Source organism: Aquirhabdus parva (assembly GCF_003351745.1).
GTDB classification, from domain to species: domain Bacteria; phylum Pseudomonadota; class Gammaproteobacteria; order Pseudomonadales; family Moraxellaceae; genus Aquirhabdus; species Aquirhabdus parva.
The window spans coordinates 2,470,251-2,482,666 of record NZ_CP031222.1; the positions used below are offsets into that span (position 1 = coordinate 2,470,251).

Below are 12,416 nucleotides of genomic sequence, written 5' to 3' on the forward strand. Positions count from 1 at the left end.
TAACAACTCATTAGACAGAGCCACTCTCTTTCAGCTCACGCTCAATCAATTCTAAATCAGGCACTATCCAAAGTTGGTCTTCATGTTGCACATACTGATAGGTATAATGATGAGCTGGGTGGTTGGCTAAATGCTTATCCACACTATCGATATCTTTCATCGCGGATATACGGATTTTACGGGTAATTGGTGCAGATATGAGGGCAAATGCATACTGTAAGTGATCTTCCACGCCCTCTATAACCAGTGCATGTGTTCGTCTTGCATTTGCAACTGAGATCAACGGGATTTTCTTTTCCTGCCAAGTAAAATAAGTATCGTTGGCTTCACTTGGATTAAGCGCCACAATGTCCAAGACCAATGATTGTGGTAATACTCCGAGAATGCCGTCATCAAGTGCAAGCACATAAAGTTCAAGCGTTCCAGAAGTGGTAATCAAACTCATGGTTTGATTAAAATTCTGCTGTTGCGCTGATTTACTCCCAGCGGATTTCATCTCATTCATTATCGACTTCCTTGATAAACCACTCCAATTCAATCAATGGAAATGGATTGCTCACTAATAAACTGTTGTAAATGCTCAGCTAAAATTTCTGGTGTACCATTAAAACTGACTTTGCCAGAGGCCCGTACATGATCGGGCTGGCTTGCACAAACACAGGATGATGCTGTTTGTGCCCAGATTACGCCATGTACGCGTTGAACATCATCGACAGCATCACTGCCATCATCACCCATGCCACTAAAGACGATAGTCATTAGCCGTGAACCAAATGCTTCTGCAGCGCGCCGCATGACTTCGTTAATGGATGGCTGATAATGACCCGGCCACGGTTCATATTTCACAGGATCAGACTCAATCTCGTCAAACGCAAATACCTCACCATTGGCCCCAAAATCAATTTGACGCGCGGCTGGTACTAAAAGCACATGTCCCGACTTCAAGAATAAGCTCGGTTGCAATAACCCGCCTTGTTCGGTAAAACTTTGCTCGGTATCAAACTGCCATGAATTATGACGGCTTAAAACTCGGGGTAATACTGACTGCATATTAGGATCGATATGCTGTACGAGGATAAAAGTCACGGGCACACTAACTGGTACGCGGTCAAGAAAACGCTTCACTGCCTCGGGGCCGCCCATTGAGGCAGCTAAAATACAGACATACTGCCAGTCAGTTGATCCTGTATGGTTCAGTTCACCTATAGCATCAGTTGCATGAACATGACCCTGTTTTTTGGGATGACTGGGTACATGAACCTGTTCATGGCTAGTGGTATGACGCGAAGGGCGGTCTTCTGCCCCTTCCATGATCACGAGTTGCGGCTCGACCTCACGTGATAACTCAACATTTTTTTGTTGTACGACCTCAGCCTCAGGCGCAAGTTCAATAACCTCAGTCAATAAAGGCGGTGCATTACCCAAGAACTTAATGACTTTATCACTTAAGGTTTTAACCCAATGTGCATAGGCTTTTTGATGGACTGGAGAAGGTGCTCGGGTAATCCCGATCATTAGCGGTGCATCATCCCCAATCATATCTAGCACGTTATCATCATGCTCCACATCTAATAACCATAAACTGGGCAGAAGATGGCAGTGTTCAGGCTTTAGGCGATTGGAATGAATATTATGGAGTACATCAAAGCCGCACTGCATCATGGCATCAGCCAAAGCAATTCGTTGTAGCGGATTGTCCGCTACAATAAAAAGCTGTGGTGAATCCGCATGCATCATCACTACTCTACCTATGCTGTCCTATGAGCCGACTGCGACTCAGCCAAAAGCTCTGCGATGTTTTCAAGCAAAATCTGCTCTTGGAATGGTTTGCCCATATAGCCATTCACACCCGCACTAAAGGCGCGTTCACGATGTTTTTCACCCGTCCGTGATGTGATCATGATGATAGGCAGCTCAGACAACCGTGGATTATGACGAACCAGATTTGCGACTTCGAAACCATCCATACGCGGCATTTCAATATCAAGCAGCATCAGATCGGGATGGACTTCCTCAAGCTTACTCATCGCATCGACACCATCTTTAGCTTGTACAACTTGATAGCCTTGGCGTTCAAGCAGGCGCGTTGTCACCTTACGCACAGTCACAGAATCATCGACAACCATAATGACTTTCTTCTGTTGCGAAGAGCTCAATGACGTTTCAACCACTTCGCGAGTTGTTGTGGTGTACACGCGGGTCTGGCTGGCTGCGATACGCGCAAGCGCGGCAAGATCGAGAATAATAACGACTGAACCATCACCCAGAATCGTCGCGCCAGAGATACTGCTGACACTCGCGAGTTGTAAACCAACGGGCTTAATCACAATCTCTTCACGTGATCCCACTAATTGGTCGACTTGAATCGCAACTTGCTGACCTTCGTATTTCACAATCAATAACGGTAATGGAAGAATCTGCCCATACAAAGTGGGTGATGTCTGACCACCGATTAACTCGCCCAAATAACGCAAGCGATAAGGCTTACCTGAAAATTCAAATAACTCTTGTTGAGAACCGTAGAATTTTGCCAGTTCATCTGGACTTACGCGGACAATACGTTCAATTTGCGACAATGAAATGGCAAAGGTACGATCGCCAACGCGTACACGTAGTGCATCGGTCACAGCAACGGTTAAAGGTAAACGTAAGGTAAATGTCGTTCCGCGCCCTTCAACGGAGTCAACAGTCACCACACCGCCCAACTGACGAATCTCACTTTGCACGACATCCATACCCACACCACGACCCGAAATCTGAGTCACCTGCTTGGCTGTGGAGAGTCCGGCATGGAAAATTAACTGCATGATTTCATGTTCAGTTAATTCAGCTGAAGCATTTATGATGCCACGTTCAATCGCACGTTGACGTACTGCCTCAACATGAATCCCTGCACCATCGTCTTGCAAGGTTAAAATCACCTCACTGCCTTCACGTTGTACGGACAAGGTGATAGTGCCTTTCTCTGACTTTTGCTGTTTGATCCGGTCATCTGCAGATTCCAGACCATGATCAACCGCATTACGCAGCATGTGTTCCAAAGGCGCAATCATCCGCTCCAGTACACTACGGTCCAGCTCGCCCTCAGCATTTTGGATGACCAGATTAACTGACTTACCCAGCTCAGTTGCGGTCTGACGTACAACACGCTGCAATCGAGGGACCAGACGTGAGAAAGGAACCAAGCGTGAACTCATTAAGCCTTCTTGCAACTCTGATTGAATTCGAGATTGTTGTAAAAGTAGGCTTTCTGAATCCCGCGCTTTTTCAACGAGGGTATTTTTAAAATCAAGTAAGTCAGAGACGGACTCTGCCAAAGACTTGGACAACTGATTGATAGATGAATATTGATCCATTTCAAGCGGGTCAAAGTCTTGATATTGGCCACTGGAGAGCGATCCCAGATCTTCTTGGTGACGCGCGATAATCTGAGACTCGAGCTCGCCATCCATCCGACGCAGTTGCTCAGCAATCCGCTTAATCGTAGCGCCCATTTCGTCAACGATCTGAGCGACTCCGGTCAGTCCCATTTCAATTCGCGCGCGGTTAATGGCATTTTCACCCACAAGATTAATCATCTTGTCCATGAGATTCGCAGAAACACGCACCATTTCTGATGAGGAGACATCTAGGGTATCCAGTTTTGGAAAAGCCCCTTCGATTGGCGGTAAATCGGCTGCTACACCACTATTCACTTTTGGTTCAGTAACAACATGATCCGTCATGGATACTTTCAACGAAGCAACTGGCTCGTCCGCGTTTACGTCAGCCTGAACATCATGGACAACGGCTTGAAGAATTTCAATCTTCGTACTCACCAGTGATGCTGGGTTCTTACGGAATAAGCGTAATGCATCAATCAATACTTGTGGTGTTTGAGGACGTTCACCACGATCGAGGATCGCAACCGAATCCGCTAACCAGTCATGACTTTGATTCAGAAGCTGGCCAATCTCAACAGTGACTGGCGTCTTACCTAAGGCAAGATCCTCGTAAACAAACTCCATCTCATGGGATAAGTCTCCTAGTGCAGTGACACCAGCCATCCGCGCTCCGCCCTTGAACGTATGCAGATTACGCTGTAACTCTTTCAACAATGACTTACTTTTTGGATTATCTTGTGTCTGACCCGATTCTGGGGATACAAGTGTAAGCCATTCAGTCAATTGCAGACTGGTCTGATTAATAATTTCTGCCGCTTCATCCAGAAAAATCTCGAGAACTTCAGGATCGGGTGCACTGCCCTCATCCCATGCTTCTGCTAGGACCTGCATTTGACCCAAGCGTGGTGCCTCATCAACGGGCTTCGTAACAACCGGTGAACTCGGTGCTTTAGGGGTAGTTTTAGTTGAAAGCACTGCCTCTGGATTAGGTCTAACAACCGAGACCACTTTTGATGCGACAGCAGAGACAACAGAAGCAACTATGGAGGGTTTTGCCGCTGTGGGTTCAACAGGTTTCGGCGTTTCTTTTTCAGCAGCAGGCTCGTGCGATACGGCTACTTTTTGGACTACGGGTTCAGCATCTAGACTGCGGACTGGTGCATCAGTCGCGATCACTTCTTTTGGAGTACCCGCTAAACGGATTGATTCCAACAGATCAAAATAGTCTTGTAAAACCTGCTCATTAGAAGACTTGATATACGCTTGTAATGTACGGGTTTCTGTTGGTGTAAAAAATGAATGCTGAAGCTGACTCAATTGGTCGACTTGTTGTGCCACCTGATCTTGTGCATGGCGTAAGAACTTCACAAGGATGTCCGAACTTTGAGTACGACCTTCAACCAAACGCTCATAAACCGTTTCAAGCTCATGGGTATAATCGCCCAAGCTTTGTACGCGCCCCATGCGCGCGCCACCTTTCAAGGTGTGCAAGTGACGCTGTAATGCTTTGAGGGGGGCGCTGTCACTGGGACTAGCAGCCCATAAGGAGAAGCTTTCATCAATTTCTTGAATAAGCTCCTCAGCCTCTTCCATGAAAATTTCAAGCAACTCCGCATCGTTCTCTTGATCAACGGGATACTCTAAAGTGGCAGCGACGTTAGGCTGAGACTCCACCGCAGTAACAGACGGCACCTCTGTAGGCGCTTCAACGATCGGAGTCGGCTCAGATACTTTAGGCAGATATTGCGGTTTGATCGCGTCTGCAGGTACTTCCACTTTTCGTTGCCAATCACGAAGTACATCAAGCACATCAGACTCTGATTGCACCTCTTGACTTGCTGCAAGAGAGTCAAACATGCGTGTCAGAGTTCCATGCGCAGAAAGCAAATCATCAATCAATGCCGGAGGTGCAGCATCAACAATCGCAGGATGAGCTTTTAGATGTTTGTAGGTCTGGTACAGCTCGATCACTAAGTCGTTCAAAGGGGCAATGGGCACGTGTACCACTGCTGAAGCCAAATGCTCTAACTGCTCATTCATAATCGCAATATAGGTGAGCGTATCGGGCTTTGAAAAATGATCCTTTAGCGTCCACTCAGCATCCAGTACCTCATCGATCCCGATATCCATCAGTTCTGTGACTAGACCGGTGAAGACAGGGCTCGCCTCCCCAGCGTGATCCTTTTGAGGACTCATCGATTCAACATGATCGATAAAGGCTAAGCCCGTTGCATCAAGCTCAGGCATATGAGCAGATTTCAGCATCGACAACTGTGTATTGGTCAAACGAACCAGTTCGATTAATGCATCAATATGATCATCATTTATCGGCAGATGCTCGCGCATCAAACGCTTGCACTCATGTTCCATCACATGCGCAAGTTGATAAATTGATTCAATTCCAGTCATTCCCGCACTACCACGAAGCGTGTGTAATGCACGCAGCAATACATCGCTTACCATGACTTGATCAGAATGTGCACTCATCGCTTGCATCGCAAACTGCTGAATATCGTGCAGGTAGCCTTCGGCCTCTCCGACAAATATCTCTAACAATTGCGGATCTAACTCATCAATAGAAATCTCTTCTGGCACAATAGCTGATTGAGCCACTTGTGCATGTTGAGCTTGTGAGGGTGCTTCCGACAGGGCTTCAGAGTCACTTAACAAGGCAGCCATTTGATCAAAGTCAGTATTCGTCGCAGTATCATCATCCAGCTCATCTGCCGATTGATCAACCGCATTTAAAACTGCTGATTGAACTTGCCCTGAACTTAAGGCGTGGCCATCACGTAAGAGCCAAGCCGCCTGAACAATGGGCAGAACGTTGATACTCGGTGCACGCTGTGCAGAGAAGTCTTTAACCAGGTCAGGAATCAGAGCAATCACTTCGCCCAATAGCTGTACCATACTTTGATTCGCGGTGACGGTATGCTCTCGGATGGCATTCAAGAGACGCTCTATGGACCAAGACAACTCCCCAATCACATGAGCACCAACCATACGACCCGAGCCTTTCAGGGTATGAAAGCTACGACGGATAATTTCAAGTGCCGATTGATTATCAAAATTGACGGCCCATAAAGGAAATTGCTCGGCAATCTCCTGCAGAACTTCCTCAGCCTCTTCTAAGAAAATTTCACGAACGGCATCATCATCCCCAAAATAACTGACCAGATCATCGTTTGGGATCACCTGCGGGGCATGGCTATTCAACAAGGCCAACGGCAACGCTTCTTTCTTAAAACCTGCACTCGACTTGGATACTACATTTTGAGGTTCAGCGGCGGGTGCTTGAATGGCTGGCGTATTCTCTTTAGACTGATCTTCTGACAAAGATTCTTCTGTAGTTAGGCTCTCATCCAATAAGAACTCATCGTCATCAGCTACAATCGCTGTGCTTTGTCCTTGACTTGGCACTTGACGCTGCGTCAGCGCCTCAGCAGTTTGTATCGCACCTAAAACATGATGAATGATTTCAGCACTATTCAAACGCTTATTCGTATAACTGGTCACCAAAACGGGGATGGTTTTATACACATCATCAATCAATAGGGTCGCTTGATTCGAAGGCTCAATGCTGCCTTCCATAATCCGATTCAGCAAATTCTCGATAGACCACGCCAACTCGCCAACCGTACGCGCTCCAACCATGCGCCCTGACCCTTTAAGGGTATGAAATGCACGGCGCACTTCTTTAAGGGCGGTTTCATTTTTAAAATCCAGCTTCCATTTAGGATAATGGACTGCAATGCTATCCAATACTTCATGGGCTTCTTCAATAAAAATGCTGCGGATTTCATCATCCTGACCAAAATCATCTTTATAAGGATTTGGAGGAACGATATCTTCATGGGTCGCTTCGGCATGAATATCATCAAGGCCAAAATCCTGACCACTAGACACCGCAGCAAGATGGCTCGCTGCAGCACTGATGTCTTCAAGAACAACATTTTTCTGAGTATCGGAAGTTGATCCGTTTTCTAATTCTGGATTAAAGAGCGTATCGCCTTGCTCTTCGACAAAACCTAGCATCGCAAGCGTCGTTTCATCGTGATACAACTTTGCACCACCGACGGGTACGGGCTCAGCCTGACCTTGAGGCTGCTTAAACTCTGCCAAGGTTTTCTCAGCCACATCAAGAATACTTTCATCTTGATAATGTCCTGCGAGTTGGTCCAGATAATACTCAATGGAAGAAACCAGCTCCGCCAACAAATCTACTTGCTTCCAATGCGGTTTGTAACCCGCAACCAAGACAGTGGTTTGTATCGCAGAAACCGACGCAGACAATAAATTTGCTGCACGGGATAGTCCCAGTATTTCAAATGCCCCACGAACCAGACCAAGCAATTCTGGCACCGATTCTAACGCTTCAACATCACCGCGGCTCTGATGATAGATGGCGAGTGCAGACTTGGTTTTTTCAAGAGCAGCACGTGACTCACGGACTGCAGCATGGCGAGCATTCTCCACCAGACTCTCATCCGAAACCGGACTGGACAGCACGGTCAAATCAATCGTGCGCTGTAATTGATCAGCAAACGCGGTGAGGTCAAGTGCAAGACCCTTGATCACTGCCTCATCATGTAGATATTTAGTCAGTAAAGCATCCAATTGAGCCTGCGCATCAAGTGCAAGACTGTTCCAACCCGAGACATGAAGTAAGCGAATAGATTCGCGAAGTGCAATAGCAGCGGTGTCTCGATTAACAGATAAGCCTTCACGGGCATTCATGACCTGTCTGAGTGCAGAATCCAACAACAAGTGAGAAGTTCCCTGATCCGCAGGTAACTCCATACCATAGAACTGACGTAACTGTTGCACGCGTGGATCACTTACCTGCTTTGGATCAAGCGCTTGCAGCAAATCACCTAAGAGCAGCTCTTCATCTTCAGGATGGGTACGGTCAAGTGGAACAAGTGACCGCTCTAGTCGAATAAGCAATGATCGCAGTTCATCATTATCCTGCAGTTGCCGAGCAACAATCGCCTGATGGAAGACATCAGCGACTTGCCATAATGCAGCTTGTTGTTTAGTTTGCGCCCCTTGTTGAAGTAAGCCTGCGACACGAGCCAGCCCTTGTAAGACAGGGGCTGACTGATCCCCAGCCAACCATAGACTGAGGAAGTGCTGATAGGCTTGTGTCAATTTCGTTTGAATTTCCAGACTTTGTGGCTGAACAACAAACTGCTCATCCAACAGAGAAAAATCAGGCTTAAATTTAGCGTGATTGACAACTGACACCGCATCAGCCGAACTATGAATCAACTGTTTATTGATGCTATCGACTTGAGCAAACAGCGCAACATTGCGACTGCTCTTCGTCCGTTGTAAGTAGTCAAGCTCTTCGATTAGCAGCGCAACCGATTCATTCACGACAGATTGAATGCTTAAAAATGAGATCCGACCCGATATGGCGTTATCCAGCGCCCTTTCCAGAGTCTCAGATAATAATAAGGTGTCATCCAATTGAGCCATGTGTAGTGTGCCACTGACTTGATGTAGACCATTGAATGCATCGATTAATGCCTGAGGCGTAGTATCGCGTAACGTAAATTGCACTTGAGCTAACGTTTCATCAAGTGCATCTTTAACCCAGTCGAGGGCGATATAAGGCTGCTGAAGACTCATAATGTTTTGCTCTTGATGCGATTCGCCGCTAATAACACCAAATCCAATACATAGTCGCAGAAAGCTTCATGAGAATTGGATAGATGATGAATAATATTAGTCACATTAAACATTGATTTTAATCTTTGTTTTATATAATTTTTCTCAGTACAAGTTCTATAAAAAATCGATTGCATATTGAGTATTATCGTTTGCAAAGCCATCAAGAGAATTCGCCCAAACCCCATGCCAGCATACATCATGCTGATATCCTTATTTAATTCGTTCATATGCCAACGTCCCTGCATGTTTAATTCTCATCATGGCTGGATGATCCCAATCCGCCATCTCCCCAGGCCCAAGTACCAGCAGCCCACCAATCTCTAAACGTTGCACCAACGCATCCAAAATATCTCGACGATCAAATTGACGAAAATAAATCAAAACATTCTGGCAAAAAATAACCTGCAAGCGCCGAAAAGGTACTTGCCCACTGTCCATCAAATTAAGGCGATGAAAAAAGACATGTTCTCGCAGTACATCGCTCACTTGCCAATCTTGCCGTGTAAGTGCAAATAAATGCGCGACCGATGCCTGTGTCGACTCAGGTAACGCAACACAAAATTGACGATAAAGCAGGGGGATGCGTTCTGACTTACGCCATGAGTAACGCCCCACTTGTGCTGTCGCGAGTGCTGCATCACTGATGTCACTTGCCATCACACTATAGCCCTGAGTGACATGTGCCTCGGCAAGCATCGCGAGTGACCATGTTTCCTCGCCTGTCGCACAGCCAACACTCCAAATATGGACAACCCCCTTAAACAAAGGTAGCCTCTGCTCAAGAAGTTCAAATGAAGGTAAATGGCGAAAGAAAGCCGTCTCATGCACGACTAAATCTTCGACCAAACGCTGCCACTCTACCGCACTGGTTTGAACATACTGATAGTAGGATGCTGAACTGAGATCGCAAATCCGCATACGATCCCCAACACGCAGCTCAAACAAACCTCGTTGAATATCAGGCAGAACCATGCCTATCCGTGACTCAATCAATGAGCGCCAGAGTGCATATTGCTCATCATCAAACTTTTCTCGAGCAGATCCCGCAGCATGGCTGGGCTGAATGCTGAGGTTGGTCAATGCTGGCGTCATCATTGTTTTCACAAGTTAAGCCATCCAAGCATCAATGCACAGTCAGTTCATCAGGCAATTTAAAGCCTGATACGGACTCACGTAGATTTGCTGCCATTTCAGCCAAGTTACCCACTGAACGTGCGGTCGCCATGGTCCCTGCAGTTGTTTGTGTCGTAATTTCTTGAATGACATTCATGGTGTTCGAAATATGGCCTGCAGAAGCTGCCTGTTGGCGCGCTGCTGACGAAATATTTTGAATCAAGTCAGCCAACGTTCTGGAAACCTTCTGAACATCATCGAGTGCAATTCCCGCGTCTTGTGCAAGACCCGCTCCACGCACGACCTCAGAGGTTGTTTGCTCCATGGAGATAACCGCTTCATTGGTATCACTTTGAATGGCTTTAACCAAACCTTCGATCTGTTTGGTTGCACCAGCTGAACGCTCAGCAAGACGCTGAACCTCATCCGCAACCACCGCAAAACCACGACCGGCTTCACCGGCCATCGAAGCCTGAATCGCTGCATTCAACGCCAAAATGTTGGTTTGATCCGCAATGTCGTTAATCAACGAAACGATGTCACCGATTTCCTGTGAAGATTCACCCAGACGTTTAATACGTTTCGCAGTTTCTTGAATCTGGTCACGGATGATATTCATACCTTCGATTGAACGCTGAACAACATCCCCACCATTCACAGCAATCTCCACGGAACGTTCAGCAACGGCAGCTGATTCAATCGCATTGGCAGAAACCTGATCAATAGAAACCGCAATTTCATTCACCGCGGCCGACGCGCCCGCAATTTCTTGCGCTTGATGTTCAGAAGCTTCCGCCAACTGCATCGCGGTTTGCTGGGTATCTTGTGAAGAGCCCGCAACTTGCAGAGCGGTGGTATTAATCGCCGAAACCAGCAAACGCAACTGGTCGATCGCAAAATTAACCGAATCCGCGATCGCCCCAGTAAAGTCTTCAGAAACTGTAGCGTTTGCAGTCAAGTCACCATCCGCAAGATCACCCAACTCATCGAGCAAACGTAAAATCGCAGTCTGATTACGCTCACTTTCGGCTTGAATGCTACGCGCACGTTCTGCTTCTTTTTGCGCATCAGCCATCGCGCGTTCCTGATCGATTCGACCACGCATCATAAACATTTTGATCAACGCATAACCAAGCCCAATCAAACCTAATAACATCAAAGCACTCGGAAGAATAGTCGGATATTTCGTTTGCACAGATCCCGACAAAGTATCGAGACGTTTTAGAAGATCCGCCGATGCTGCGTATAGATTTTTTGCTGAATCACGGACCTGAGTAATTTGTGGCGAACTGATAAACATTTTTACTGCAGAAGGGTTCAATACATCGGTATACGATTTTTCAACGGCGGCAAGTGCAGTTCGTGCGGTCGGATCAGTAATAGCTTGAATGCCTAAACTGGCATCCCCTTTTAACTGACCTTGCAGCACTTTACCAAAGGTTTGCGCATCATCTGAGAATCCTGATGCGGACGAAATTGCCGTCGTATCACCAGACAAGACCACCGTAATCGATTTCAGAATACGTTCAGATAATAGAACTTGATTACGCGCAAAAACAACCTGACTCGCAGGTGCACCCGACTTCACCATCTGATCTGTGATCGTGTTGTAATTGGTTTGAATGAGCGGCACTACATCACGAGTTTGTACACCGACATCATGCAAATTGTTCACGAGATCCTGATTTGTCAGAATATCATTAACCCCAAGCTCTGTGCCTTTCCATGCAGCCAGCACAGCTTTCATATCATCATTGCTGGATCCATAATTAGAAATTAAGCTTTCCAAACGATCATGGAATTTCTTTTTAGATATTGCAAGACGCTTAAATGCCTCATCCGAACTTCCCGTGGAAGCCTCACTCGCATTCTTTGAAATCTGCTCAGAGAGCACGCGTAACTCACCCACATCTCGAACCATTTTGTTACTTTTGGGAACGGTATATGCTAAGTAGATGAGCGAAAACAAAAACAGAATTAGGGCTAAAATAGCGAGTAGCAATAAAGGCTTGACCTTTTTCGCATCACCAAAAGACCCTGCAATCTGATCAATATACTGAGTCAAACGTTGCTTCGCTGTTGAGGCTTGATGACTCAAAGCATTCGTATTTATTTTCTTTTTGACATTAGTACTTACATTCGAACGACGAAAACTCATTGTCACTACTCCATATTTATCGCATTGAGTTTATATCCATGACTCAACCGACGTGAACGCTAGAGCGCCGCTACGAACTTGCATTC

At 46.4% G+C, this 12,416-nt stretch carries 6 protein-coding genes; all 6 read right to left on the minus strand.

Going from position 1 to position 12,416, the window contains the following annotated elements; translation table 11 throughout:
* Positions 1-10: 10 nt before the first annotated feature.
* The 6 genes from HYN46_RS11160 to HYN46_RS11185 are packed head-to-tail and all read right to left on the minus strand — an operon-like array spanning position 11 to position 12,330.
* Positions 11-505 carry a hypothetical protein gene (locus tag HYN46_RS11160; RefSeq protein ID WP_114899461.1) on the minus strand — a complete coding sequence of 165 codons (495 nt, stop codon included), beginning with the start codon at positions 503-505 and terminating at the stop codon, positions 11-13.
* A gap of 29 nt (positions 506-534) precedes the next feature.
* Positions 535-1,737, minus strand: a complete 1,203-nt coding sequence (locus HYN46_RS11165; protein ID WP_114899462.1) for a chemotaxis protein CheB — start codon at positions 1,735-1,737, stop codon at positions 535-537.
* A gap of 11 nt (positions 1,738-1,748) precedes the next feature.
* The gene (locus HYN46_RS11170; RefSeq protein WP_114899463.1) at positions 1,749-9,017 is read right to left on the minus strand and encodes a hybrid sensor histidine kinase/response regulator; all 7,269 of its coding nucleotides are present in this window, start codon (positions 9,015-9,017) and stop codon (positions 1,749-1,751) included.
* The gene (locus HYN46_RS11175) at positions 9,014-9,286 is read right to left on the minus strand and encodes a hypothetical protein (protein WP_114899464.1); all 273 of its coding nucleotides are present in this window, start codon (positions 9,284-9,286) and stop codon (positions 9,014-9,016) included. Before HYN46_RS11175 ends, HYN46_RS11170 begins: the two co-directional genes overlap by 4 nt.
* Positions 9,270-10,154: a CheR family methyltransferase gene (locus HYN46_RS11180; protein ID WP_114899465.1), complete on the minus strand. Its 885-nt coding sequence runs from the start codon at positions 10,152-10,154 to the stop codon at positions 9,270-9,272. Before HYN46_RS11180 ends, HYN46_RS11175 begins: the two co-directional genes overlap by 17 nt.
* 28 nt (positions 10,155-10,182) lie before the next feature.
* A complete protein-coding gene (locus tag HYN46_RS11185) occupies positions 10,183-12,330 on the minus strand; it encodes a methyl-accepting chemotaxis protein (protein WP_114899466.1) in 2,148 nt (715 codons plus the stop codon).
* Between the last annotated feature and the right edge of the window lie 86 nt (positions 12,331-12,416).

Bases quoted from the DNA above. Each gene is read 5' to 3' on its own strand.
- HYN46_RS11160 (WP_114899461.1), bottom strand. From the start codon at position 505: ATGAATGAGATGAAATCCGCTGGGAGTAAATCAGCGCAACAGCAGAAT.
- HYN46_RS11165 (WP_114899462.1), bottom strand. From the start codon at position 1,737: ATGATGCATGCGGATTCACCACAGCTTTTTATTGTAGCGGACAATCCG.
- HYN46_RS11170 (WP_114899463.1), bottom strand. From the start codon at position 9,017: ATGAGTCTTCAGCAGCCTTATATCGCCCTCGACTGGGTTAAAGATGCA.
- HYN46_RS11175 (WP_114899464.1), bottom strand. From the start codon at position 9,286: ATGAACGAATTAAATAAGGATATCAGCATGATGTATGCTGGCATGGGG.
- HYN46_RS11180 (WP_114899465.1), bottom strand. From the start codon at position 10,154: ATGATGACGCCAGCATTGACCAACCTCAGCATTCAGCCCAGCCATGCT.
- HYN46_RS11185 (WP_114899466.1), bottom strand. From the start codon at position 12,330: ATGAGTTTTCGTCGTTCGAATGTAAGTACTAATGTCAAAAAGAAAATA.